The organism is Pirellulaceae bacterium, from assembly GCA_029243025.1.
In the GTDB taxonomy this organism is placed as follows: domain Bacteria; phylum Planctomycetota; class Planctomycetia; order Pirellulales; family Pirellulaceae.
This window is the reverse complement of sequence record JAQWSU010000002.1, coordinates 252,496-276,965: the sequence shown is the minus strand read 5'-3', so window position 1 is coordinate 276,965 and position 24,470 is coordinate 252,496. Positions and strand designations below refer to the sequence as shown.

22 protein-coding genes and 1 tRNA gene are annotated in these 24,470 nt (G+C 53.2%); 10 read left to right on the top strand and 13 right to left on the bottom strand.

Annotated features, from left to right (window positions below; translation table 11 throughout):
- Positions 1 to 88: 88 nt before the first annotated feature.
- The gene (locus tag P8N76_01290; protein ID MDG2380285.1) at positions 89 to 1,057 is read right to left on the bottom strand and encodes a hypothetical protein; all 969 of its coding nucleotides are present in this window, start codon (positions 1,055 to 1,057) and stop codon (positions 89 to 91) included.
- Between the two features lie 297 nt (positions 1,058 to 1,354).
- On the opposite strand from P8N76_01290, the gene P8N76_01285 reads away from it, so the two are divergent.
- A complete protein-coding gene (locus P8N76_01285; GenBank protein MDG2380284.1) occupies positions 1,355 to 2,512 on the top strand; it encodes a BBP7 family outer membrane beta-barrel protein in 1,158 nt (385 codons plus the stop codon).
- Between the two features lie 404 nt (positions 2,513 to 2,916).
- Here the strand turns inward: P8N76_01285 and P8N76_01280 are convergent, their stop codons facing one another.
- Positions 2,917 to 6,357 carry an aminotransferase class I/II-fold pyridoxal phosphate-dependent enzyme gene (locus P8N76_01280; protein ID MDG2380283.1) on the bottom strand — a complete coding sequence of 1,147 codons (3,441 nt, stop codon included), beginning with the start codon at positions 6,355 to 6,357 and terminating at the stop codon, positions 2,917 to 2,919.
- A gap of 369 nt (positions 6,358 to 6,726) precedes the next feature.
- Positions 6,727 to 6,826, bottom strand: a tRNA-Sec gene (locus tag P8N76_01275).
- A gap of 660 nt (positions 6,827 to 7,486) precedes the next feature.
- Here P8N76_01275 and P8N76_01270 point away from each other — a divergent pair.
- A complete protein-coding gene (locus tag P8N76_01270; GenBank protein MDG2380282.1) occupies positions 7,487 to 7,915 on the top strand; it encodes a DUF4186 domain-containing protein in 429 nt (142 codons plus the stop codon).
- A gap of 123 nt (positions 7,916 to 8,038) precedes the next feature.
- On the opposite strand, the gene P8N76_01265 is transcribed toward P8N76_01270, so the two are convergent.
- The 3 genes from P8N76_01265 to P8N76_01255 all read right to left on the bottom strand — a co-directional run bounded on the left by P8N76_01265 (position 8,039) and on the right by P8N76_01255 (position 9,903).
- Positions 8,039 to 8,266, bottom strand: coding sequence for a hypothetical protein (locus P8N76_01265; protein ID MDG2380281.1), 228 nt, complete (start codon positions 8,264 to 8,266; stop codon positions 8,039 to 8,041).
- Positions 8,267 to 8,373: 107 nt separating this feature from the next.
- A complete protein-coding gene (gene rsmA / locus P8N76_01260) occupies positions 8,374 to 9,291 on the bottom strand; it encodes a 16S rRNA (adenine(1518)-N(6)/adenine(1519)-N(6))-dimethyltransferase RsmA (GenBank protein ID MDG2380280.1) in 918 nt (305 codons plus the stop codon).
- A gap of 9 nt (positions 9,292 to 9,300) precedes the next feature.
- Positions 9,301 to 9,903, bottom strand: a complete 603-nt coding sequence (locus P8N76_01255; GenBank protein ID MDG2380279.1) for a riboflavin synthase — start codon at positions 9,901 to 9,903, stop codon at positions 9,301 to 9,303.
- A gap of 283 nt (positions 9,904 to 10,186) precedes the next feature.
- Between P8N76_01255 and eno the strand changes: the two genes are divergently transcribed.
- The 3 genes from eno to P8N76_01240 all read left to right on the top strand — a co-directional run bounded on the left by eno (position 10,187) and on the right by P8N76_01240 (position 12,535).
- Positions 10,187 to 11,464 (top strand): phosphopyruvate hydratase, encoded by a 1,278-nt coding sequence (gene eno, locus P8N76_01250; protein MDG2380278.1) that lies wholly within the window; start codon positions 10,187 to 10,189, stop codon positions 11,462 to 11,464.
- An 87-nt stretch (positions 11,465 to 11,551) separates the two neighbouring features.
- Positions 11,552 to 11,899: a hypothetical protein gene (locus tag P8N76_01245; protein ID MDG2380277.1), complete on the top strand. Its 348-nt coding sequence runs from the start codon at positions 11,552 to 11,554 to the stop codon at positions 11,897 to 11,899.
- A gap of 93 nt (positions 11,900 to 11,992) precedes the next feature.
- Entirely contained in the window at positions 11,993 to 12,535 is a 543-nt protein-coding gene (locus P8N76_01240) for a hypothetical protein (GenBank protein MDG2380276.1), read from the top strand.
- 36 nt (positions 12,536 to 12,571) lie between these two features.
- On the opposite strand, the gene surE is transcribed toward P8N76_01240, so the two are convergent.
- Positions 12,572 to 13,345, bottom strand: a complete 774-nt coding sequence (gene surE, locus P8N76_01235; GenBank protein ID MDG2380275.1) for a 5'/3'-nucleotidase SurE — start codon at positions 13,343 to 13,345, stop codon at positions 12,572 to 12,574.
- Positions 13,346 to 13,644: 299 nt separating this feature from the next.
- Here surE and guaA point away from each other — a divergent pair, with 299 nt between their 5' ends.
- Positions 13,645 to 15,228: a glutamine-hydrolyzing GMP synthase gene (gene guaA / locus P8N76_01230; protein ID MDG2380274.1), complete on the top strand. Its 1,584-nt coding sequence runs from the start codon at positions 13,645 to 13,647 to the stop codon at positions 15,226 to 15,228.
- A 19-nt stretch (positions 15,229 to 15,247) separates the two neighbouring features.
- On the opposite strand, the gene P8N76_01225 is transcribed toward guaA, so the two are convergent.
- Positions 15,248 to 15,691 (bottom strand): response regulator, encoded by a 444-nt coding sequence (locus P8N76_01225; protein ID MDG2380273.1) that lies wholly within the window; start codon positions 15,689 to 15,691, stop codon positions 15,248 to 15,250.
- A 535-nt stretch (positions 15,692 to 16,226) separates the two neighbouring features.
- Here P8N76_01225 and ettA point away from each other — a divergent pair.
- Together ettA and P8N76_01215 are read left to right on the top strand one after the other, a co-directional pair.
- On the top strand, positions 16,227 to 18,236 hold the full coding sequence (ettA, locus tag P8N76_01220) for an energy-dependent translational throttle protein EttA (protein ID MDG2380272.1): 2,010 nt from the start codon (positions 16,227 to 16,229) through the stop codon (positions 18,234 to 18,236).
- Positions 18,237 to 18,448: 212 nt separating this feature from the next.
- A complete protein-coding gene (locus P8N76_01215; protein ID MDG2380271.1) occupies positions 18,449 to 18,592 on the top strand; it encodes a hypothetical protein in 144 nt (47 codons plus the stop codon).
- Between the two features lie 418 nt (positions 18,593 to 19,010).
- On the opposite strand, the gene P8N76_01210 is transcribed toward P8N76_01215, so the two are convergent.
- The 4 genes from P8N76_01210 to proC form a co-directional block, all read right to left on the bottom strand.
- Entirely contained in the window at positions 19,011 to 19,574 is a 564-nt protein-coding gene (locus P8N76_01210) for a translation elongation factor EF-P (protein ID MDG2380270.1), read from the bottom strand.
- Positions 19,575 to 19,625: 51 nt separating this feature from the next.
- Positions 19,626 to 20,120 (bottom strand): hypothetical protein, encoded by a 495-nt coding sequence (locus tag P8N76_01205; GenBank protein ID MDG2380269.1) that lies wholly within the window; start codon positions 20,118 to 20,120, stop codon positions 19,626 to 19,628.
- 33 nt (positions 20,121 to 20,153) lie between these two features.
- Complete coding sequence (locus P8N76_01200) at positions 20,154 to 20,387, bottom strand: hypothetical protein (GenBank protein ID MDG2380268.1); 234 nt, start codon at positions 20,385 to 20,387, stop codon at positions 20,154 to 20,156.
- Positions 20,388 to 20,559: 172 nt separating this feature from the next.
- Positions 20,560 to 21,375 carry a pyrroline-5-carboxylate reductase gene (gene proC, locus P8N76_01195; GenBank protein MDG2380267.1) on the bottom strand — a complete coding sequence of 272 codons (816 nt, stop codon included), beginning with the start codon at positions 21,373 to 21,375 and terminating at the stop codon, positions 20,560 to 20,562.
- Between the two features lie 277 nt (positions 21,376 to 21,652).
- Between proC and P8N76_01190 the strand changes: the two genes are divergently transcribed.
- Positions 21,653 to 22,081, top strand: coding sequence for a hypothetical protein (locus P8N76_01190; protein ID MDG2380266.1), 429 nt, complete (start codon positions 21,653 to 21,655; stop codon positions 22,079 to 22,081).
- Between the two features lie 125 nt (positions 22,082 to 22,206).
- On the opposite strand, the gene P8N76_01185 is transcribed toward P8N76_01190, so the two are convergent.
- Positions 22,207 to 23,400 carry a glycosyltransferase family 4 protein gene (locus tag P8N76_01185; protein MDG2380265.1) on the bottom strand — a complete coding sequence of 398 codons (1,194 nt, stop codon included), beginning with the start codon at positions 23,398 to 23,400 and terminating at the stop codon, positions 22,207 to 22,209.
- A 310-nt stretch (positions 23,401 to 23,710) separates the two neighbouring features.
- Between P8N76_01185 and P8N76_01180 the strand changes: the two genes are divergently transcribed.
- Positions 23,711 to 24,280 carry a carboxypeptidase-like regulatory domain-containing protein gene (locus P8N76_01180; protein ID MDG2380264.1) on the top strand — a complete coding sequence of 190 codons (570 nt, stop codon included), beginning with the start codon at positions 23,711 to 23,713 and terminating at the stop codon, positions 24,278 to 24,280.
- Positions 24,281 to 24,470: the final 190 nt, after the last annotated feature.

Below are 24,470 nucleotides of genomic sequence, written 5' to 3'. Positions count from 1 at the left end.
TTGACAATCGAGCAAACGGTCCGACGAGCCGTCTCGCCTGGAGAGGACGGCCGGTAATAAGTCGACTCGTCGATGGACAAGAGATTGACTAACGCGACTCGGTCGACATATCCCAAGCTTTCAACCATTCTTCATCCGTCGGGCGCATGCCAAAGTCTTCCTGAAGCCGGCGCGAGATGTCCGGCATGTGTGCCGCACCATAGAAGATGCCGATTTTCTTGTGACCCTTTTCCATTTCCTTCCGCAGCACACTCAATGCCTTCTTATTGCGTTCGCCCACCAAGGTCGAGCCATTTGGACCTTCCAAGACTTGCATTTGGGCTTCAATATCTTGGAACTGAGTGGCCATCACTCTTTTTAATCGCAAAGCTCGATCCGACGCGAATAACGCACGGATTAGATCAAAATCAGACGGTCGATCTTGGTCAGAAGATTTCGCTGCCGCCTGGCCCATCATGCGGAATAAGATCTGCACAAAGCTTTCGCCACGGTCTTTCATGCTCTTGGAAAACTCTTCAGGAGACATATCCGCATGCACCAGGTTCTCCCTTGTGTAGTCGATATGATCAAGCTGAAAAGCAAGTTCGAGTAAACCTTTGATTCCCTGCTGCATGCGACCCACCGGATGCTGTGCTTTTTGACCCCCACGGGGAACTCGGGTCCCTTCGGGAGCCACGAGTTCGTACAGCACAACGTCATAATCGCGAAATCGTTTATTCAATTCGCGATAATAAGACGCATCAGCGACATGAATGGCTCCCAACAGATCCACTTGCACTTCGCCATCACGAGACTCCAACGAAGCGACGGAAGTCTCCAAGGCAATGGGAGTGCCTTTCTCACTCTTGATGACACGAACATATTCACGTGTCTGCGGGAAGAGCGCCTGCAAGGCCCGTTCGAGTTCGGCATTGCCTAATTTCCCATCCTGATCCTGATCAAACTCCTTGATCAACTCCTTCGCTTGGGGTGAGCTCGTCTGGCCCCGCGCGCCCGCTGGAAGTACTACCCAAGCCACTAAAGTCGACCAGCAAGCAATCCGCGTAATCTGTCTCATATCTCAATTCTCCTAGAACGGCGTCTATCTGGTAAATATAGGCTGTGGTGCGAACAAGGACAATTCAGAGCAACCCGATGACGACGGCGATGGCCGAGGGCCCAAATCGGCTTGAATTCGAAAAACAGGGGAAAAGCCCGCTTGCCAGCGGCGGTAGCAACCACCGAAAGATCCAAACTTTTCCATATCTCTTACCAGTGTTCCTCAACTTGCGTGACAGGTACGTCCGATATTACCCACACTCACGGATCAAAAGGCCGTGGATCACATGGATGACCAGGGAGTGGGAACGGAATCATGTCGTTGAAAAGCAAATTCGTTCTTCTAGCATTGCTCGCAGCATGGATGACAACTGTCGCGGATTCCGCATCAGCAGAAGTTGTCCACGAAAATCATCTCTTCCCGGAGTTTTGCCCGGAGGATTTGAATTTCAACTGGTTTGAGCCAATCTACTGCGACTGTGGCGACGAACGTCCGACAGCCAATTTGGGATTCTTCTTCGAATACCAACGGTTGTCGACAAGCGTCAGCCGTGCCAAACAAGCGATTGGCGGCGAAGACTTTTCCGATTGGACAAGTGGAAATATCTTCGACTTTGGCTATATGCGAGAGTCAAGCCGTCACGGAACGGCCAGCGGCTGGCTTGTGTCCGTGCAGAAGATCGACAATCCCGAGCGCCGACTGATCAACCCGAATGTGGCCCAAGACGGTACCGTGGTGGATGACATTCGCGGCAATCCGATCGGCGACACTTTCGTGACGGAAAACGCATTTAATGTCTACAGCATCGACATCAACCGCGTTTGGCGCATGAAACCGACTTTCAATGGTGCGATTCTGGAGCCGTTCGTAGGAGTTCGCTACAACCGGATTCGAGATCATTTTAATATTCTGGCTTACCAACGAACCGATCCATCCATTCCGCCGACAAGCGGGGCTGAAGAACTCGACTTTTTGTTAACCGATGATTTTTACGATAGCGAGACATTCACGGATAACGATCTGCTCGGCGGACAGCTTGGCATGCGAGCCTCAAAGAGAAGGGGTCGATGGCGGTTGGGAACGGAAATTAAAGGATTTGCTTTTCACAACATGGCAGAAACGAATATCAAGCAGACTCATGAGCATACCGAAATCATACAGACGGCGTTGTACGGACCATTTGGCAGACGTCTCGCGATCCTGGACGGTGAACCGATTACCAAAATCCACATCGTTGACGACACCACGAACCTCAACAATCGCTTTACTTGGGGTGGTGAGCTGCGACTGAACGCAGGTTTTGACGTCACGAAGAAATTCACGATCGAGGTGGGGGCCCAGTTTATGGCCTTCACCAACGGCATCGGACGTGGTCCCGGCTTTCATAAAGGCCTCCCACTAATCCATGACAAGTTCCCCGGCCAATCCTTCACCACCGCCGGTGCTACGCTGGGCTTCTCGGTCAACCGCTGATCAGAGTCGCGAACACGGTAAAACAGAAAACCTTGATCCGCAGCTGGCGAATCAAGGTTTTTTTGATCTAAACGAGGTGAGCAGGGCCTATCCGTTATTTGTCAAACAAATCTCGCGAAGCTCGTCCAATTCTTCAGAGAGCCGGTGACGCAAGGGACTTTCCAGTCGCAGGTCATCGATCAACGACTCTGCCTTATCGCAAAGTTCCGATGAGACCTCGGTGTTTTCAAAAAGTTTACGAAAGCTGCGATGAATTTGCGCTTCAGTGAGCACGACGGATACCTCTTTAATCGTAGGGGAAAGAAGTCTTAGGGCACGGATCTAACGCACGACAGTCATTTTTATGATTCTAGGAAAACTTCGCAACACCTTTTTTCCCGAGAGACACGGGTGAGGTGATGATTTTAGACGGCATTTCCCACCGGACGGGGCGTTTCTCCCGACTGTGCAAAGTAGGCAGGAGCTATCTGAGCCAGCTCTTCCGCCACGGCTTTTACCGTTTCGACGATCTGTTCGGTGGTGTGCGAGGCGGTCACGAAAAAACGCAAACGGGCCCCACTTTCTTCCACTGCGGGGTACAGAATCGGTTGAACATTAATTCCCCGTTCGTAAAGCTGGCGTGACAACCTGAGCGCGTTGACTGAACTTCCAATCACCACCGGTACAACGGGCGTATCTTTACTTAAGCCCGTACACAGCCGATGTTGCTGTGCTTCCCGCAGGAATAATTGGGCATTTTTGATACATTTGCGAGCCCGCTCGGGTTCTTGTCGCAGCAAACGAATCGACTCCAAAGCAGCCGCCGCGTTCGATGGTGAAAGCCCCACACTGTAAACGAAACCCGGCGCCGTATATTTCAAATATTCAACCACCTGCTGACAACCGGCAATGTATCCGCCACAACTGCCAAAAGATTTGCTGAGAGTCCCCATCCACAGATCAACGTCGGGGGGGTTTATCCCAAAGAATTCGGCCATCCCGCGCCCGTGATCTCCCATCGTCCCAATCGAATGAGCCTCATCAACCATCAAAAACACCTTGTGGCGTTTCTTGACTGCCACAAATTCCGGCAGGTCAGGGTAATCACCATCCATGCTGTAGACGCCTTCAACGACAATCAGCACACGACGATAATCGTGCCTTAATTCCTTCAACAGCTGATCGAGTTCCTCGAAACCGTTGTGAGGGAACGGACGACGCCGAGCACCGGAAAGAATCGCACCTTGAATGATACTGTTATGGGCGAGTGCATCATGCAGAATCAGGTCACCCGGTCCAAACAGATGGCCAATTGTGGTCTCGTTCGTGGAATGACCGCCCACATAAACCAAAGCGTCTTCGGCGCCGACAAAATCAGCGATCTCGCGTTCCAATTCCGTGTGGATCGTCTTTTGTCCCGAAACGAGACGGCTTGCGGAAACGCTCGTGCCGTATTGATCAATCGCCTTCTTCGCGGATTCAGCGACGGCTGCATCACCCGACATACCGAGATAGTTGTAGCTTGAAAAGTTAATCAATTCACGACCATCGATCATGGTCGTATCCCGTGTTACGCTTTGATGTCGTTGGAAGTAAGGATTGGGCAAGCCGGTTGACTGGAGAATCTCCATATTCCGTTTTAGCTGCAGGTACTCCGTCATCTGCCCAAAGTCATAGTTCTCAGCCGGAATGGATTCAAAGCGCCGACGGCCAGGTTTGTCAGCCTGTCGCGCACCCAAGTGGGTAATGACTGCGTCAGCAACTTCTTGACAAGTTTCGATCTCCGGCAATACATCTTCCGGCAACTGACCACCGAATGTTTCTTCCAACAGATTGATGATTTCCATCCGTTCAAGTGAATCGAGTCCCAACTCGACAATACTTGTCTGGGGATAGATTTCTTTGGCTCGCTCCTTGGCAACCGCCTTCACCTGCTGCATCACCGTATTGAGCACGCGAACCGAATCAGCCGCGGATACCGTGCCGTTGACAGGCAGGACCGCTTCTTCGGGTGTGTCGGGTGGCGTTGCTTCCGTTTCCCAAAGGCAGCGGCGAGCGATGGTGACTAGCGATCCCTCTTGAAACCCCTGTCGACAGGCGTGTCGCTGGATCTTGCCGCTCGATGTCTTGGGGATCGAACCACTGCGAACCAAAATCACGCCATCCGGGGGCAATTCATGCTCTGTCGTGACATCGCGTCGAATGGCATCAATGACCTCATCCCAGTCATCGTCCCGATTTCGCTCGACCTCGCTCACCACAATCAGTCGCTCGCGCCCCTCGACATCAACGGCGAAAGCCGCGGAAGCCCCGTTCCGGACACGTCGGTCGGCCCGTTCCACCGTCATTTCAATATCTTGGGGATAGCGATTGACACCACGGACGATGATCAAATCCTTGATGCGTCCGGTGACGAAGAGTTCACCTTCGTGAAAGAATCCTAGGTCACCCGATCGCAAGAATCGACGTTCATCGTCATCATCCGCCAATCGTGCTTCGAACGTCTCTGCCGTGAACTCCGGTTTATTCCAGTATCCCTTGCCGACACTCCCGCTTCGTATCCAGATTTCACCCACCCGACCCTCAGGCATTTCCGTTCGGGTATCCGAGTCAACAATTAGGATTTCTTCATCCTGCAATTTGCGACCACAACCGATCGCATAACGGCCACGATCCCCATCGGGTGCCGCCACGTTGACGCGGCCCTCGTCGAGAGAACTCCCATCAAAACAACGCACCACCGGCGGTTTTCGCCGCGCTCCCCCCGTGACAATCAACGTCGTCTCGGCCATTCCATAACAGGGATAAAACGCTTCCTTTCGGAAACCGTAGGGGGCAAACCGACGATAGAACTTCTCCAACGTCTCGCGTCGAACGGGTTCGGCACCGTTGAAGGCGAGCGTCCAACTACTCAAATCAATGTCGGTGAGCTGATCTTCTGTGATCTTTCGGGTGCACAGATCGTAGGCAAAGTTGGGACCGCCGCTGATCGTAACCGAAAAATTCGAAACGGCCTTCAACCAACGCACGGGGCGCTGCAAAAACAACATCGGCGACATCAGAATGCTCGGCCGGCCGATGTACAGTGGATTCAGGACACCGCCAACTAAGCCCATGTCGTGATAAGTCGGCAACCATGACATTCCCACCACTTCACGGCCCGCTTCAAAAGCTCCTGTAATCAAAGAACAATTGTGTACGATATTGCCGTGATTCAACATCACGCCTTTGGGCGATCCGGTAGAGCCTGAGGTATACTGCAACAAGGCCAACGTGTCTCCATCGACCGGGGGCATCTCCCAGCCGTCTGCCTGGTCATCGGACAACTCATCCGTGGCTAACCAGGTCAGACCGTGCATCGTCGAACCTTCGTCCAGCAAATTCTCCGTCCGATGAAGCACATCCGACACCGTCAAGGCGAGACGAGCTGAAGCGTCATCGGCAATCGCCTGAATCCGATGCATATTACGGTTGCGGCGAGGTGGGTAAGCCGGCACTGCAATGACGCCAGCGTAAAGACAACCGAAAAATCCGGCGACAAAATCTAAACCAGGTGGGTACAGTAACAAAGCGCGCTCACCTTGCATCCCCATCCGCTGCAACCGGTGGGCAATGACACGAGCCCGCCGATCCAACTGTTCGTACGTATAACTGGTTGAATTGTCGTCCCCATCCAGGAGGAAGGAGAACGCCTGTTCTTCCGGTTGCTCGGCTAACCAGTAACGCAAACGGTGTACGAAACTGTCAGTCGGCGGTTTGAAAGGTGCAAGAAGCTTTTCGAGGCTCACCGTCGCATTAACTCCAGCACTGGAGGCTGTGGAAGTAAAGGAAAGCCGACATTCCTGGGCGACCACTCTCCTACCCATTCCTGCCAACCGCGCCGTTGTGGACCAATCACCGATGGTGCCCCATCACGCGTCAGATCGGTCCGTCACATGTAGTCCGTCGCATGTAGGAAGATGGCTTCTGCACAGCCGAAAGTCCCTGCCGTAACGCAGCCACCGAAAACTAGCTCCAATTGCAAAGAGTATCGGCCTGCAAGCGGCCTCAACACATCCTAAAATGCCTCGCCAGCCTAACATGTCAAGGCTTGGCGATCAAACCAGCTGGGCAGCGCCGAGAAGAGTTTCGCGTTATCCCGATCGCAGCCCCCAAAGATTATTCATGATCGTCGACCTAAGCGGTTCTCAATCCAGCATCACAGAGCAAGCTCCGGACTGATAACAAGAAAAAAATGGCGGAAGTGCATGGGAATCGAACCCACCGACCACATGCTTTACATGCGGCCCAACGGTGTTGAAGACCGCGGCTACCACCAGGTATGCAAGCACTTCCAAGCACTTCCAAGCATCAAGCGAGGAATTGTGAGCAGCCTCGCATCCACTCACATAATTTCCAATCGTGAAATTCAAGCCGAGGGAGGCAGCGCGTGATCGGCCGACAAAATGCCTTGCGTCAGTCGGTGATCTGAGCGGCTGTTGCTCGCAAGAGCATTCAGCACGCACCCAGATTCTAACCGCATCGAACCATCCCAACTAGATCCCCCAACTCTCACAAAGAACTGCCACCACCTTCTTTTCGCACGATTCGTCCTCGTCTCAGTCGGCCGAGTCGATCCCGCAGTGACTCCCCCCATAGATTCCACTTAGCGGCTAAATTGGAGCAGTCGATTGGCCACAAAAAACATGCAACGATAAAAAATCCAGCAAAGCGAGTCGATAACCGAGGCCAAGCTGTCGACGCGACCGCTCCTCGCGGAGCGGGTGGGAAAGTCATCCTGAGTGCCGAGGGGCAATCCGAAAACCGGGTTGACTCACCAACCGATTGCTTTCACCCGCTATCATATTTCACTCAGCAATCACAAACTCAAGGCAGCTCCAACGTCGTTTGAGATTCAACTTTTGCCCCGCGTGGAAAGGCCTTTGCGATCAAATCCGCCGCGTTTTTTTCTGAAGCTCGAATCTCGTCGTGGGTAAAAGGGGCCCTGGATTTGCCATGAACGACCCTCCCAACATGCTGCCCACCGGTCCAAATCCCGATCTGAGCCAAAGTAAGTTTCGGCAACGTTTCCAGCTGACAAACAAAGATCGGGAATATCTTCTACTCAAGACGCTGGATGTGGTGATGCAGCACGCCCAACGTTTCGTTCGAGACAGATTAGCGCCGGAGATGCCGACGAACGATGGCCAGCAAACGCCAATGCGAGGTCATCCCGTCTTCATTGCACAACATGCGACGGCGACCTGCTGCAGAAGTTGTCTCTGGAAATGGCATCAAATCCCCAAAGGTCGAAGATTGCGTGATGAAGAGCAGCAGCAAATTTTGCTCACGATACGCGAATGGCTTGTTATTCAGTTGGGAGACAGCAGAGAGCCACCTCGACAGACTCAGCGAACGCTATTTCCAAACGAGCCACTCGACTGAATTTAGTTAGGCTTTCGGGCGGGTCGATTGAGCCGCCCGTTCAACGGGATCCCTGAGGCTGATAGCCCCCCCAAGCGGTTAGTCCTCCGAACGTCCTGATCGCTTCGCGGACAATCGGGCATCTCAGGCCCAATCCATTCCGGTTTCTTTTTGAATTCGGTTGCGAAAATCGCCCAGCAGACCGCCAATGATATCCCAACCATCGGTGCGGCGCAGTTCGATGTCCCCCTGTTCGTTGATGCGGACGACGCTGTCGTCGTTCACACCGGCACGGCGCAAATCCTCTTCTGGGATTTCGTCATCGTGAATCACCCTGGTCAAAACAACGCCTGATAGTTCAACAAACTTCATCCAACACCTGCTCCACTGCAGTCAGCGTAGTTACAAACGGAATCATCCCAATCTAACAGATGGCTTCGATTTGGGAAACGAAAGCCTGCGAAACTTCCTCGAAACGATCATTTTTCAACCGGCGGCGGTTCCGCTGGAAAATTGGCGACGGCTTCCCAGAGACTCAACAACTGCTCAACCACCAGCTCCTCAGCTCGAGTCTGGGCAGTGAAGCCCAATTGTTGCATGATTTGGTCGACTTCCAACTTGGACAGTTGCTTCTGCGAACTCACCAAAGCACTTCGCAAAAACTTTCGCCGGTGTAAGAAAACACCGCGAATGAATTGATTAAAAGCCCCCAAGTCCGAGATTTGTGAACGTTTCAGCCGATCGATCACCATTTGGACGATCGCGGAATCCACTTTGGGACGTGGCCAGAAAACGGAGGGAGCCATTTCGCGGACAATGGCCGCATAACATTGGCTCTGAATCCAAACGCTCAAGCTGCTGTAATCCTTGGTGCGTGGCGTGGCCACAATTCTTTCACCTAACTCCTTTTGGATCGTGACGGTCATACTTGAAGGCGTAATCTCACAATTGAGCAAATTTGAGATAATCGGTGTGGCGACCGAATAGGGAAGATTGGCCACCAGTTTGAAATCGGTCTGCCCAGTTTCCGCCATCTTCTCCTGTAAAGTTTGGATGACGATCGGGCTGAAGTTATTCTTATTGCGGAGCGCATCTTGTTGTAGAAGCGTAACGTTGTCAGCACCTTCAAGCTGTTCCAGCGCGAGTTGGGCAAGATGGGGATCGATTTCCACGGTCACCACTGCTGCAGCGCGTTCCGCAATTCGTGCGGTCAAGGAGCCTGTCCCAGCGCCCACCTCGAGGACCACATCGGACGAGTTGACATCCGCAACACGGACAAGCAAGTCCAACAAATTGAGATCAATCAGAAAATTTTGACCGTGTTTAGCGTACGGTCGAAATCCGACTTCTCGAAAACGCTCACGTAAGAATGAAACCGTTTGCTTCTTTGACGACATAAATCTCCGTTACGATAACGGTTCCTCTCCGGTCAGTTGCTGCTGAACATACTTCGCCAGCAGATCTGTTTCGATATTCACACTGTCAGCCAACTTCTTTTTACCCAATGTCGTAACCTGCAATGTATGAGGAATCAGGGCAACACTAAAGCGGTCATCGGTCACATCGACCAAAGTCAGGCTGATTCCATCGACGGCAACGGATCCCTTGGAAGCCATTTGCCGGGTCAATTCGGCCGGTACCCGAAACCAAAACGTTGACCAATCTTTATCGTCAACCCGTTCATCGACTTGTCCAACCGCATCCACATGGCCGGTCACAAAGTGACCTCCAAGTCGATCTCCGATCGCAAGAGATCGTTCCAGATTGACTTGCGAGCCCGCCGCAAGTTCTCCAAGATTGGTTTTTTGCAGTGTCTCAGGCCCCGCATCAAATTCCAGACGCGGACCATCCATCTTGACCACGGTGAGGCAACAACCGTTGATGGAAATACTGTCCCCAATCCCCGTGCCGCCCAGAACCGTATCGACGTCAACCACCAGCCGACACCCAGGCTTATCGGGCCGAACCTCGACAATGCGTCCTAACTCCTCCACAATTCCCGCAAACATCGAAATCTAGCCCCTTTTCACGCTCGAATCTTAATTCGCCCTGCCACCGACGTCCCCCGCCAATTGTGAAACTCTCGGGGAGATTTCGCAACACGTGGATGCGTCACCTAGAAAACAATTGTCGAATCGGGCAAAATAAGTCGCGAATAGGGTGTCGAACAGCGATCCTTGAGCCTCGCGCATCCCGATTTTCTTACCGAACCGATAAATCCTGTTGCCAAGCGATTCCGCCTCTTCGGACTTCAGCGGGCAACTTTGCTTTTACAAACCAGCGAGAGACAAAATGAGCACCATCGTACACATCCAAGGCCGACAGATTCTCGACAGTCGTGGCAACCCAACGGTGGAAGCCGATGTCCATCTGGCCGACGGAACCACCGGTCGCGCGGCAGTTCCAAGCGGAGCCAGCACGGGCGCCCACGAGGCATGGGAGTTGAGAGACGTAGACGCCAGCGAATTCATGGGCAAAGGTGTCACCCAAGCCGTCGAGAACATCAACACGGTGATCGCGGATGCGTTGCTGGGCGAAGACGCACGGGAACAGGTCGCAATCGATCAACGCATGATCGCTCTGGATGGGACTCCCAATAAGAAGAACTTGGGAGCCAACGCCATTCTGGGAGTCTCGATGGCCGTTGCCGACGCCGCCGCGAATTACACCGAACAACCGCTTTATCGATATTTGGGCGGAGCCGGTGCTCGTATCCTACCGGCACCGATGATGAACATTGTCAATGGCGGTGAGCATGCGGACAACTCGGTCGATGTCCAGGAATTCATGGTGATGCCACTTGGCTTCGACACCTTCAGCGAAGCTTTGCGATGCGGAGTCGAGATTTTTCATCACCTGAAAAAAGTGTTGCAATCCAAAAAGCTCAACACGGCAGTCGGCGATGAAGGCGGATTTGCCCCCGACCTGGGCAGCAACGTCGAAGCGTTGGACCTCATTCTCGAAGCAATCGACAAAGCCGGCTACAAAGCAGGAGAGCAGGTTCGCATCGCACTCGATGTTGCTGCCACCGAGTTCTACAATCCAGAAACCGGCAAATACAAAATTGACGGTGGTGAACTCGACTCGGCGGGCATGGTCGATTTCCTCGCCAATTGGGTCTCGAAGTACCCCATCTGCTCGATCGAAGACGGCTGCAGCGAGGACGATTGGGAAGGATGGAAGATGCTAACCACTCGGTTGGGCAACGAAGTCCAACTGGTAGGCGACGACCTGTTCGTCACCAATACCGAACGACTGCAACGGGGTATTGATGAAGGAATTGCCAACAGCATCCTAATCAAGGTCAACCAAATTGGCTCCCTCACCGAAACAATCGAGGCAATTCAGTTGGCCGGGCGAAATAACTTTAGTGCCGTCACGAGCCACCGCAGTGGTGAAACGGAAGATACGACGATTGCCGATCTGGCCGTCGCCTTGTCTACGGGTCAAATCAAAACGGGCTCGGCATCGCGAACGGATCGGATGGCAAAGTACAATCAGTTACTCCGCATCGAAGAACAGCTCGGAGCAGCAGCTCTATACGGCGGTCCTCTGTTCCCCAAGCGTTAACCCGAAAACAAACCCATCTCCGACTCGTGACAAGTCACAGGGCAGCCGCACCATCGGACATGCAAACCGATGGTGCCCGCGGAAGTAATGATGTCTGACGTGCCTCCCACCAACGAAGCATCCGAGCGCAAGCCCGAAAGTTTCACTGATTCGATTTGGTTCTGGGTCTATCTGTTTGGCACAGCGGCCCTAATCGCACTCTATCTGAGCAGCCCGAAATACGGCCGGCGACAATCTCAGATTGAGCGTCAATTTTCAGCCCGTCAGAGCGCAGGACAAGCCGTTTCGGGTGCGGACGGCCCAGTCGAACCGTCAACGGTCGACAATATGATCATTTCACTTGACCCCCTTTTCTTGATTGCAGGAATTCTGCTCGTTGTGGGTTGGAGCGGATTATGGTGGCAGCGATTTCGCGGCCGCAAACGTGCCGACTAGTTTGACCTCGTCAACGCAGACCGACGAAAGCAGACGGGGCAGGGGAGAAGCAGAGGGGCGTAAATCCGCAACAGTGCAGTCTGGGTGGACAGCATGAATTGGATGTTCGAACAACCCGCGGTACCGTTGTTTGTCGGTGCCTTACTATTCGCAATCGCTACCGCGATTTGGACACAGACCCGTTCAGGTCGTGCTTTGCTCGGATGCCTGATGGTGGTCGCCATCACCTCTGGTTGGCTGGTGATTCAAGCACTAGTGGTCACGGAATCGGAACAGATCCGGCAGACAATCGACACGATCGCCAAACAAGTTGAAGCGAACAACATCGACGCCGTCGTCGCCCACTTTTCATCCGACAACCCACAATTGGCGGATGACGTCCGCGTCTTGTTGCAAACAGCCCAAATCGAAAAGGTGACGATCAAGCGTAATTTCCAAGCAACCGTCACACGACGAAACGGATTGGTGAGCGGCGAAGCTTCCTTCAACGCGGTCGCGACAGCGACCGACCGTCGTGAAAGATGGGGACGTCAGATCGTGCCTCGGTATGTGGTCGTGCAACTGCGTAAAAAAGGTAACAGCTGGAAAATCCGCAGCTATCAATTGCAGGATCCGCGTCGGGGAATCGGCCAATGACGCCATTGCCGAGACTCAAACGAGGAGAGGCTTATCTCAGCGTTTTTGTTCGGGCAAGACGATCTCCCAGTCATGCATTTCTCGCTGCATATCAAATTTGGTAAGATCGTAATCCAAGGATGTCAGCGTCGCGTACCCCTCCGCCAGACATGTCAAGTCAGTGTCGTTTTCCGACGGCTTAGGCGGCGGATCATTGGTAGCCCAAAAGTAGTCCCGCCCCTTGGGATCTTGACGTTTGATATACAATTCGCCGTAGCGTTCGACCCCCATCGGAACCACACGCAGGCCTTTGGGTTCGTCCATGGCCGCGGTGGGAAAATTCAAATTGAACAGTTGTTGGGAAGCTCTCTTCTGCTGCAACAGTTGTTCGATAATTCCACGAGCCATCTCCGCTGCTCGATCGAACTGAGCATGCTCGTCATGTTCCAGCGAAACGGCGATGCTGGTGATTCCAAAAAAAGCGCCTTCGATCGCCGCTGCAACCGTGCCCGAATAGAGCACGTTGATCCCGGCATTCAAACCACCGTTAATGCCGCTTACAACCAAGTCAGGCTTGCGGGGACAAAATTCAAAAACGCCGATTTTCACACAATCCGCCGGACTCCCTTCCACAGCCCAACCTCGGTGACGGTCCGCCTCAAATACCTCCCGAGCAATCAAGGGACTCAAAAAGGTAATGGAATGGCCCACGCCGCTCTGCTCGGTGGCCGGTGCAACAACACACACATCTCCAATTTTTCGTAATTCACGCTCCATTGCAGCTAGGCCGGGTGCATAGATGCCATCGTCGTTGGTCAAGAGAATCTGCACGGGATTTCCTCTTTTCTGCGCCATAAATTCAATAAAAAGGGCCAGTTTTCGATCAAGAAAAGCTCAAAACCTACCCGATTCCAGCATCACACCAAGCGGATGTGGCACGATTCGCAAGTCGACCGTGAGAAAGCGTTTGAGGTCAACCAAGTCGTGACTATACGAGGAATTACGATTGCTTCAAGACGGTCAGCCCCCTGCTGCTACTGGCGACAGATGGTCTCGATTCTTATAATCCGGGGTTTGAAACCGGAACCGATCGGTGTCTGTTCGGACACCTGACAGCAAAGGACGGCCCCATGAGCACGGCCTCATCGACAAATCAAACGGCTGGCCCCAGGATCGCTCAAGAACGAGTCCTCGTATTGGATTTTGGTTCACAGTATGCCCAACTGATCGCTCGCCGCGTTCGTGAACAAAACGTCTACTGTGAAATCGTCCGACACGACATTGCACCTGAACGAATCAGAGAACATGCACCACGAGGTCTGATTCTGTCCGGCGGCCCTTCAAGCGTCTACGAAACAGGGGCTCCGAAGTGCAATTCGGCCATTTTTGACATGGGCATCCCCATTTTGGGAATTTGCTACGGGATGCAGCTGGCCTGCGACGCGCTGGGCGGAGAAGTTAAAAACGCCCCCGCTCGAGAATACGGCCGCGCTCGCTGTCGCATCAACGAGTCGGCAGGCCTTTTCGACGGCTTGCCCACCGAGACAGACGTTTGGATGAGTCATGGAGACCAGGTAGCTCAAGTTTCATCCAACTTCATTCCCCTGGCTCAGACCGATACCTGTCCGATTGCCGCAGTCCGCCACCGAGACCTTCCAGTATTTGGACTTCAATTTCATCCAGAAGTAACGCACACCGCTTTAGGAAAGACCGTGCTGAGAAACTTTCTCGTCTCGGTTTGCGAGTGTAGTGGCACCTGGAAACTGGGCGATTTTGCGCGTGAAACGATCGAAACCATCCGAGAAACGGTCGGGGACTCCCGCGTCATTTGTGGCTTATCAGGCGGTGTCGATTCGTCCGTCGTAGCCGCTTTGCTCTACCAAGCGTTAGGCTCGCAACTTTCCTGCATTTTGGTCGACAATGGGTTGCTGCGAATGAATGAAGCAGAAGCCGTCATCAAAGAATTTTCGAACCATTTCAAAACAGATCTCCATGTGATCAAAGCTGAGAAAGAATTCCTGACGGCTCTATCGGGCATCGAAGATCCCCAGGAAAAGCGAAAGCGAATCGGTCATGAGTTCATTCATTGCTTCGAAAAAGAAGCGGCTGGTATTGATAACGCCCGTTTTCTGGCACAAGGCACGCTTTACCCGGATGTAATTGAAAGTGGCGCTGCAAAAGATGGGCCTGCCGCCACAATCAAAACACATCACAACGTGGGGGGACTGCCTGAAAACCTAGGATTCGAACTCATCGAACCACTCAGGGATTTATTCAAAGACGAAGTCCGACGATTGGGAGAAGAACTCGGAGTCCCACAAGAAATTGTTTGGCGACATCCGTTTCCCGGTCCAGGTCTAGCCGTCCGTTGTCTGGGCGAAGTGACCAAGGAACGACTTGAGACGCTCCGACATGCCGACCATATCGTCGTCACAGAAATCAAACAGGCAGGCCTCTACCAACAAACGGCCCAGGCCTTTGCCGTCCTGCTACCGGTACAGAGCGTGGGCGTCATGGGCGATGCTCGAACCTATGAAAATGCGGCCGTCATTCGCTGTGTTGATACGGATGACTTCATGACGGCCGACTGGTCGCGACTTCCCTATGATCTGTTGGCTCGGATTTCGACTCGCGTAATCAACGAGGTCAAAGGTGTCAATCGAGTCAGCTATGACATCAGCACCAAGCCACCTGCCACCATCGAGTGGGAGTAAGCGGTCAACGAGAGCCGAATCACGTCGGCAGAATCACGTCGGCGTGCCAAAAATGTCGTAACTGACGTACAAGTTCGACAAATTTCTCGAGGTCGACCGGTTTCACCATGTAGGCATCAACCTGCAAAAGCTCGCTTCGCACCAAGTCCTCATGGGCCTTGGAGGCCGTTAAGATCACGACGGGTATCTGCTTGAAATCCAATTCAGAGCGTATCGCCGTCAAAACGTCGCGACCATCACGCTTTGGCAAATGGAGGTCTAACAACACCAAATCGGGTTGAGGAGCGTGTGTAAAACGAGATTCCTGCTGAAGAAACTCTAACGCCTCTTCACCATCCCGAACTAGCGTGAGGCGGTGCTTGATATCGCCGCGTCGCAATGCCTCAATCGCCAACTTGGCATCGGCCAGGCTGTCTTCGACCAGCAGAATCTCCATCGGTCGACCGACCGTGTCTTGATCCATCCCGGTGTCCTCCCCGCTCGTTCGCTACGGAGATCAATCTCCGTTTGATTGACAATCAACTTGAATGGGACGTTCATGAAGTGAGAAGGCCTTGATCTCTCACCCAATGAAGACGGTCAGTGGCGATCCGGATTCTATGGCTACGGCTGCCTGGCGTCAACAAATCCGAATCTCAACCGACAGGGTTCGGTTTAAAAAAACAATGTCCGTGGACAACACGGGCCGGCAACGAAAACCAAGATGCGATTGAATCGGCAAAAAGCCCGCGGATCCATCCAGAATTCATCACACAAGTGGTTCGTTTCCGTCAGCGACAACCGATTTGCTTCTCATTTTTGACACCCTCGTATTCGTCAAAAGAGAGCATTAATGCAGTCGAAGCCGTGAATCGAGCCATTGATCTCAATCCGATGGGTTGACGCCGCTTGAATTGCGCGTTGACTCTCATCTAAGTCCCTTCAACCGCGTCGTTTCGAGAGATGGATTTCCTCAAAGCCCTCCAACCACCTCCACAACTGAGCACGAAAATCGTAGGATGATTGACTTCAGCACTCAAATCAAAAAAACAAGCACAGCTGCGGGGAACAGCTGTGCTTGCGGCAGGGATGGTGCTCCCGGAAAACCGGATGGTTGGCGGGGCGAGCCGTTGCAGTACGAGGAGGCTCGATCCGTTTCACCAGGAGCGGCGGGCAAACCAAGGGTGAGCTTTCACACCAGACATCGTCTACCTACGATCCATCACGTCAAATTTTTCGTTACGCAGCGCACACCAGGAACATTCGGAAGAGGGTACCCAGGCGTTAAAGCTTCACATCCGCTGAAACCGACCGCTGAAACCGACCGCTTTCCGCAAACATTCAAGAAGGAAATGATGGGCGACAAATATATCTACTCCATTGCCAATTTGACCAAGAAGCATGGCCCTCGAGAGGTGCTCGCTGACATCTGGCTAGCGTTCTATCCGGGAGCGAAAATTGGCGTTTTAGGACGCAATGGTGCTGGCAAAAGCACCCTGCTCAAAATCATGGCCGGCCTGGATACGGATTTTGACGGTGAAGCTCGATTGACAGAAGGGTTCACCGTCGGTTACCTGTCCCAGGAACCGCAACTTGATTCCAGCACGGACGTGTTCGGCAACGTGCTTCAGGCTGTCCAGGAAAAGCGACAACTTTTAGATCGCTTCAACGAAATAAATGCCAAACTGGGTGAGCCGATCGAAGCGGAAGAAATGGAGAAGCTGTGCGACGAATTATCGCGAGTTCAGGACAAGATTGACGCCGGCAATCTTTGGGATCTCGACCGTCAAGTAGAAGTTGCGATGGATGCGATGAACTTGCCCCCCGGAGACGCCGATGTCGAGAGCTTGTCCGGTGGCGAGCGGCGGCGGGTTGCACTGTGCAAAATCCTCCTCGAACAACCCGATTTGTTATTGCTCGACGAGCCAACTAATCACCTGGATGCCGAAGCGGTTGCCTGGCTTGAGCGACACCTTGCCGACTACCCGGGCACCGTTGTCGCAGTCACGCATGATCGTTATTTCCTCGACAACGTGGCAGGCTGGATCCTTGAACTCGACCGTGGTCGAGGCATCCCCTGGGAAGGAAATTACTCCTCTTGGCTCGATCAAAAACAGGCTCGATTGGCGGCGGAAGAAAAGTCAGTCAGCGCGAGACAGAAGTCATTGCAGCGTGAATTGGAGTGGATTCGAATGGCCCCGCGGGCCCGACAGGCCAAGAACAAGGCTCGTATCAAAGCCTACGAGCAGCTCTCATCTGCTGAATTCGAGGAACGCCCCGAAGATTTCGAAATCCAGATTCCACCCGGTCAACATTTGGGAGATTTGGTTGCCGAGGCAGAGCATGTCAGCAAATCATTTGACGATCAACTGTTGATCGAAGACCTCAATTTCCGCCTACCACCAGGGGGCATTGTTGGAGTCATCGGAGCCAATGGAGCGGGAAAAACTACCTTATTCCGCATGCTCACGGGCGAACAGGAACCGACAAACGGAGTCTTGCGAATCGGATCGACCGTGGAACTCGGCTATGTCGACCAGTCGCGCGACTCACTGGCCGATGGGGCGACTGTCTTTGAAGAGATATCGGGTGGTCATGACACGTTGCAGATGGGAGGACGTCAAATCAATGCCCGCGCGTACGTCTCTCGTTTCAATTTCCGCGGTTCCGATCAAGAGCGGACGGTGGGTACCCTATCGGGTGGTGAACGAAATCGTGTCCATCTGGCGAAGCTCTTGAGGCAGGGATGCAATGTGCTTTTGCTTGACGAACCAACCAATGACCTCGACGTCGACACGTTAAGGGCCCTGGAAGAAGCGATCCTGAATTTTGTGGGATGCGTGGTCGTAATCAGTCATGATCGATGGTTCCTTGATCGAATTGCGACACACATTCTGGCCTTCGAAGGCGATGCCTACATTCACTGGTGTGAAGGAAACTTTGAAACCTATGAAAAACAGCGGCGGGAACGCGTGGGGGCCCGATCAACTGATCCTCAGCGTTTCAAGTACAAGCGACTGCAGCGTTAATCGATGCTCGCCTCTGCCCGCTGGCAAGAGGCGGACTCTCACGATCACGGGAGTTTCGGCCATGATTCATTCAACCTAAGCCAACAGATGTCCGATTACTGGGCTTAAGCGGCTTGACCCTCAAACTCGGTTCGGTTACCACAGATGAAATCGGGAGCAACCAGTTCGGGTTCCTGACCGTATCGCTCGTCACTTATAGAGGTACAACGAAAATGTCAATCGTGCGTGTAGGTTCCACAGAAAAGTATGCCGATGGATGGGGCCAAGCCTTCAAAAAGAAGTTATCCAAGACAAGCTCGGCCAAGAAGAAGGTCTCCAAAAAAGCCGCACCCAAGCGAGCTAAGAAGAAGCGATAGGCAAACTCGATCGCACACAACGCCACCGCCCACCGTGGCGGTTTTCTGTCCTGCTTTCGAAAAACCAGCCCGAAACAATGGGCAACCGATTCTGGGGAGATAACCATGAAAGCTCACTTACGCTACTGCGCAATGTGAAACTACGAACCCAAAGCCGTCAGTCTGGCGGAAAAGTTACTCAGCACCTACAAGCAGAAAATCAGCTCACTCGCACTCGAACCATCGAGCGGAGGCTGTTTCGAATTGACGCTTGGAGACAACTTGGTCTATTCAAAATTAGAAACGGGTGAGTTTCCCGACGAGGATCAATTGGTTGAAGAAGTGGGTACGCGACTCTAGGACGCAACTCAGCGAGCAACCATCCTCGGTAATACTCGTTCTTGGATCGCCTGGCGACTTCCGAACCAAGCCGCAGGGGTCAGGCACGCGATAGATACTCACCATTTCGTGTGTCGATCTTAATTCGTTCGCCCTGAGCGAGATACTCCGGCACCTGAACGATCAGGCCCGTTTCGAGTGTGGCGGGCTTGGACCGCTTGGTCGCAGAATCGCCCTTCACACCCGGGTCGCATTCGGTGACTAGCAATTCAACGGTCAGCGGCAACTGCAAGCCGACACACTGATCGTTATAAATCAGCGCCCGCATCCCTTCGAGTGCTTCCGTGATGTAAGGCCGCTCATCTTCGACATCTTCCAGAGATAGTGAAAACTGGTTGAAGTCAACTTGGTCAAGTAGATGCATATCGACCGCATCGACATACATCAGCTTGACGTCGCGCCGTTGAAAATCGGCCTCATCGAGAGACTCTGGTCCTTTGAGCGTCAAATCAACCTTTTGCTTGGCAACCAGGTTGCGTCCTCGAAACTTGTACAACGTCGCTGCACCCCGCGCAGACGGGGTTTGAACGGTGACCGTCTTGATCAAGACAGGCGCGCCGTTGTAGTTGACGACAGTTCCTGGTTTGATTTCCTTAGCAAGCATATTTTGGCCATAGAAATGGAGGTGTTATTGCGAACCGCCCGTGTTGGACGTCTACAGAATGGTGTTGGCTTGTGGGTCGACAACGACTCCGTCGCTGACTTCCGCAATTTTTTCCATCACCGTCAGCAGAGCTCCGGGGTCCATGAAGTCATCCTCTTCACCTTCCCCATCGCGACCTACGAATGTCAACTGCTCGAAGTGATAGACGTCGAAACGACAGCGACAGTCACCAAGACTTCGAATCGCGGACTTTTCTTCTTCCGTGAAAGTAGCCTTGAGCAATTCGTCAATCAGCTCCGCCGTCTGTTCAACCACCTCGTCTCCGACCACGAAAGAAATATCCATGGCCGCGTAGTCATCCGGAGAGACTAATGTTAGCGACTCGAATCTCCCCGCTTCGTCGGCTTTTACGTTCATCACTTCAAAGCGTGAATCCAGTTCCTTGAGTGCACCGCTCACCTGTTCCGCCTGAGGTCGATTCTCTTCCTCGAACAGAATAAAATAAGTCTCACGCCACTGATATTCATCGTTTTCGAAAAGAGACATTGTTCACCGCCCTTTTAATTTCGCCGATTCTCTCTACTCCCAATCCTTGGGACTTCCCATACCGCCCTGCCAAGCGTCCAAAGCTGCAATCATTTGATCGCGTTCGTCCCGATTGGCCCAAACCGATTCGTCCTGCTCCAGCCGAACCTCGTATCGTCCCTCGTACGAACAATCATCTTGCCCACAAAAATGCGGGAGGTCCGAGACCCAAACCACGCGGTAAAGCGGGATATGCTTATCATCGATCTGGCAGATGATCGAGAACAATGGTTCGGTCCTTTCGAAATCGTTGGTCATCGTGAGGAGACACGGCTATCAGCACCGATTCGGAAACCTTACTGCTATTCTCCCATCTCCCAATCCCAATGCTCCAAGCACCATTTTACTGGCTTTCAGTCGGTTGTGCAGCAGGGGCCCTCAACTCGCGCAGCTCCAAGCCTCAATCGTCCAATTTCCCTAATTCATTGGATCTCGCCGTGGCCGCCTCCACCGCAGACATCACGGTCCCACGAAAGGCCCCTTGCTCCAAGGCAGCGATTCCGGCGATGGTTGTGCCAGCAGGACTTGTGACTCGATCTTTCAAGACCGCTGGATGCTCCTCAGATTGAAGAACCATCTGTGCCGCACCAGCAACCGTTTGAGCAGCGAGTTGCAAGGCGATATGACGAGGTAAACCGACACGCACCCCCCCATCACTCAAAGCTTCAATAAACTTAAAGACAAACGCTGGCCCCGAACCCGACAATCCCGTCACGCCATCCAACAGTGCCTCCGGTACTTGCAAACTGATTCCCACGGCATCCAAAAGCGATTTCACCGTTTTCGCCTCTTCGAGCGTCACCGAATCCCCCACGCAAAAAGCACTTGCCCCGGCGTTTATCAAACAAGGCGTGTTCGGCATCACTCGCACCATTCGATTTGAACCAAACAGCTTGCAGAGCCGGTCCATCGTGACACCAGCTGCAATCGATACGAACAGAAGTTCAGTTGGAATTGTCCCCACCTGATCAGCCACATCCGAGACGTGTACCGGCTTGACCGCCAAAAAGACAATATCCACCTGATCCACCACGGCACGAGCATCTTTTGCAATTATGCCCCCGTCCAAATCGGCTGAAAACTGCTTGCAAGCCTCCTCCGAAATATCAGTTACCACCAGCCGCCCTGGCTCGACGAGTCCGCATCCTACAAAGCCACTCGCAAGGGCTCGCGCCATCTGCCCCGCGCCGATGAAACCGATTCGCATATCCATCATCTCACTTTCCCACTCATTTGCCGGTAAAGCCAACACCCCTTCGGACGGAGCGTCATGTTACGACGTTGGCGAGAACCAAGCAACGGATTTGCCACAACGGATTCGCCCACCCATCAAATGTAGCGGCGATGACAACCGACTTTTTTTCGTTAAATCGCTCTGGACATCCCAACTCAATTCTGAAACACTCCGCCGCGATTCGCAGCCTCTTTCCGCTCGCGGCAAGGCTCGATCAAAGAAACCTATCACTCTGGTCCCTATCTTAGGAGTCGAGCCGATGACGTTCGTACGTCTTTGCCTCGTAGCTGTGACCCTGGCCCTGCTCACGACTGCAACTGCCCGGGCGCAAGCGAAGCCACAAGAGCCATCCAAATGGTCCATTAAGAGCTTTATTCCCAAAATGCCTCAGATGCCCTCAAAATCCAAGGCAAAATCGAAACCCTCGACACTGTCCAAGTTAAACACCGGCACGAAAGCGTTTTTTGCCAAATCCAAGGCGTTGGTCCCTTCTTGGCTGATGCCAGACACCCAAGACCGAGTGCGTCAATCGTCGAATACGATCAAGCAATCGGCGAGTAAGATCGACCAGGAGGTCCGCACAGCGCGACGAAAATCGATCCTGCCATGGATTAAGAAGGAAGAGCCGGTCCCTGAAAAACCGGCTACTGTCTCCGATTTCCTCGCCCTGCCCAAACCGGGCTACTAACAAAACGCTGCAGCCCTTCCAACAACAGCCAACGTCAGATCGTTGGCTGTGCTTATGCGCCGCCCTCACAATACTCAGCGATCGAACGACCGTCGCTGTTGCAAACCGCAACTGAGCAAATCAGATCAACTCAACTGCAAGCCAGCGCGGTGAAGTTTGGCATTACCCTTTCGATCAAGCAACTGAAGGTAATGCGAATAGAGGCTCTGCCAGACAGCAAGTGGCTGATAATCGCTGACAATTCGCGCTCTCGCAGCCACCCCATGACGTTGCCGCAATTCCGAATTTCGGACGTAGTGGCGAATCGCCTTGGCAAGCTGACCAGCATCACCACGTGACACAAGCAGACCGGTTTCCCCCTCAACAACCGCATCAACACAGCCCGTGACTCGAGTAGCAACGACCGGCAATCGCATCGCGGCTGCTTCCAGCAGAACGGTTGGCAATCCCTCTCGATAAGATGGCAAGGTAAACAGATCCATTGCGGTGTAGTAGGGAATCGCATTCCAGTCGAGCCCTGGCAGATGCACGCGACAATCGGCCTTCAATTCGGACTGCAATGAGAGAGACACGGCACCGCCGTCTTCGAAGGGTCCCACCAGCAACAGGTGCAACTCAGGAAACTCGTCTCGAAGTTGACGCCACGCCCGAACAAGCTCAGAAATCCCCTTATCCTGCACCATCCGCCCCACGAACCCCAATACCGTGGCTTGCGACGGGATCCCCAGACGCTTCCGCACTAAAGCACGATGCAAAACCACTTCTCGATCTGGATTAAAACGTTGCGAATCAACTCCGTTGATGCTCCCCTTAGCGAGCACATTAGCTGCCGACTCCGGAAAAAGTCCATCGCACACCGCCTGCCGCTTGACCGATGGACTCACACAAAGAACGTCGGTGGCAAATCGATTAGCAACCTTCTCAGCCGACTGTAGCAACGCACGTTTCCATCCCACAGCCGACTCGTATCGGAGTCCGTGTAGATGATAAATTCGAATGGGAATCCGACAACAGGCAGCAGCCAGCATCGCCAGCAAGCCCGCCTTGGGCGTGTGTGCATGGACAATCTGCGGATTAATTTCCTGAAAAACAGAGATCAAACGAGCCAGCGAGACCAGATCGGCCCCCGGAGAAATAGCTCGCTTCATCGCTAGCGATCGACTTCCAATACCCTCTCGCTCCGCAAATTCAACCATCTCAGTACCTGGCGACGTCACCACCGTGATCTCAAATCCATGCTGCTTCAACCAAGCCAGTTGCCCCGACAAAAACGATGTGGCCGTCTGGGGTACCGTTGTGACGTGAACTAACCGAATCATGAACCCACCCCGTTTTCGCTGCCGGAGCTAAAATTCCGCCCCTCGATGCTGTACTGGAAATGGGCGTAAGTAATCCAACGGGGCAGGGGCGTCAAGTGATACCAGTTCGCAAACAGCCAACGCTGTCGGCCAATGGCAGCAACCCACTCAATCCCTCCTCATAGCCAGAGATCGCTTTAGAATCGCATCGCCCGCAGCCGATACCTAATTGACAACGTCAACCTAGCCCGAAAGGTCGCTGGCATGCCCCTGCTTGCGAGCAGGGCGATCGCAACGATAAATGACACTCTCACGCAAAAGAGGATTTCCCATGAGGTTGTTAAAAACTCATCGACAACTCCTGGTCATACTGTCGTGCTTATCCCTTGTCAGCTCCGGTGTCCCAGCAGTGCATGCAGCAACACCGGCCGCTCCCCAAGCAAACGTTTCACAAGACGTTCGCCTGGATAGCCAAGGCCGCTTACGAGGCCAATTGGTCGATCGGCAGGGCAAACCTCTGCCGAATAGCCTGGTCATCCTCCAGGCTCGAGGTAAACAACTGTCCCAAGTTCAAACCAACCACCAAGGTGACTTCAGCTTCGACGGACTCCGCGGCGGTATTTACCAGGTTGCGGGAGCCGACGCGGGCGGCATTTATCGTGTCTGGACCCCTAACAGCGCCCCGCCCGCCTGTAAAGATGCCGTGTTGCTCGTCAGCGGCGACGCCTTGCGAGGCCAAAATCGTTGCAGACCCAACCGTCAGATGGGAATTGGTGCCGGACACTATAACGGTGCGATCATGCGAAGCCTCAACAACCCTTGGCTATTTGGAACTGCCATCGCAGCAGGCATTGCTGTGCCGATCATCATCACAAACAACGACGATGAAAGCGGCAGCTAACAGAAAAAAATCTCACAGTCCACCGGCGCCAGCAAGTCTATCGTGTCTTGCTGGCGTTTGCTATTGGCCATCGTTGCCCGTAAAAAACAAGCGGCGCAATCTTTCGTATCTCCCGAATGGCCAGCCACCCGCATCGGCAAAGTTCTACCGCGATTGCTATTCTTTCTAACGAACTTTTTCGTTAACATCC

What these genes read in the sequence shown, in the direction of transcription:
- ettA (MDG2380272.1), top strand. Translation starts at nt 16,227, where the DNA reads ATGATTGACTTCAGCACTCAAATCAAAAAAACAAGCACAGCTGCGGGG.
- P8N76_01285 (MDG2380284.1), top strand. Translation starts at nt 1,355, where the DNA reads ATGTCGTTGAAAAGCAAATTCGTTCTTCTAGCATTGCTCGCAGCATGG.
- proC (MDG2380267.1), bottom strand. Translation starts at nt 21,375, where the DNA reads ATGATGGATATGCGAATCGGTTTCATCGGCGCGGGGCAGATGGCGCGA.
- P8N76_01265 (MDG2380281.1), bottom strand. Translation starts at nt 8,266, where the DNA reads ATGAAGTTTGTTGAACTATCAGGCGTTGTTTTGACCAGGGTGATTCAC.
- P8N76_01290 (MDG2380285.1), bottom strand. Translation starts at nt 1,057, where the DNA reads ATGAGACAGATTACGCGGATTGCTTGCTGGTCGACTTTAGTGGCTTGG.
- P8N76_01280 (MDG2380283.1), bottom strand. Translation starts at nt 6,357, where the DNA reads ATGGGTAGGAGAGTGGTCGCCCAGGAATGTCGGCTTTCCTTTACTTCC.
- P8N76_01255 (MDG2380279.1), bottom strand. Translation starts at nt 9,903, where the DNA reads ATGTTTGCGGGAATTGTGGAGGAGTTAGGACGCATTGTCGAGGTTCGG.
- P8N76_01180 (MDG2380264.1), top strand. Translation starts at nt 23,711, where the DNA reads ATGAGGTTGTTAAAAACTCATCGACAACTCCTGGTCATACTGTCGTGC.
- rsmA (MDG2380280.1), bottom strand. Translation starts at nt 9,291, where the DNA reads ATGTCGTCAAAGAAGCAAACGGTTTCATTCTTACGTGAGCGTTTTCGA.
- P8N76_01240 (MDG2380276.1), top strand. Translation starts at nt 11,993, where the DNA reads ATGAATTGGATGTTCGAACAACCCGCGGTACCGTTGTTTGTCGGTGCC.
- P8N76_01225 (MDG2380273.1), bottom strand. Translation starts at nt 15,691, where the DNA reads ATGGATCAAGACACGGTCGGTCGACCGATGGAGATTCTGCTGGTCGAA.
- P8N76_01210 (MDG2380270.1), bottom strand. Translation starts at nt 19,574, where the DNA reads ATGCTTGCTAAGGAAATCAAACCAGGAACTGTCGTCAACTACAACGGC.
- P8N76_01215 (MDG2380271.1), top strand. Translation starts at nt 18,449, where the DNA reads ATGTCAATCGTGCGTGTAGGTTCCACAGAAAAGTATGCCGATGGATGG.
- P8N76_01185 (MDG2380265.1), bottom strand. Translation starts at nt 23,400, where the DNA reads ATGATTCGGTTAGTTCACGTCACAACGGTACCCCAGACGGCCACATCG.
- P8N76_01190 (MDG2380266.1), top strand. Translation starts at nt 21,653, where the DNA reads ATGACGTTCGTACGTCTTTGCCTCGTAGCTGTGACCCTGGCCCTGCTC.
- eno (MDG2380278.1), top strand. Translation starts at nt 10,187, where the DNA reads ATGAGCACCATCGTACACATCCAAGGCCGACAGATTCTCGACAGTCGT.
- P8N76_01205 (MDG2380269.1), bottom strand. Translation starts at nt 20,120, where the DNA reads ATGTCTCTTTTCGAAAACGATGAATATCAGTGGCGTGAGACTTATTTT.
- P8N76_01245 (MDG2380277.1), top strand. Translation starts at nt 11,552, where the DNA reads ATGATGTCTGACGTGCCTCCCACCAACGAAGCATCCGAGCGCAAGCCC.
- P8N76_01270 (MDG2380282.1), top strand. Translation starts at nt 7,487, where the DNA reads ATGAACGACCCTCCCAACATGCTGCCCACCGGTCCAAATCCCGATCTG.
- guaA (MDG2380274.1), top strand. Translation starts at nt 13,645, where the DNA reads ATGAGCACGGCCTCATCGACAAATCAAACGGCTGGCCCCAGGATCGCT.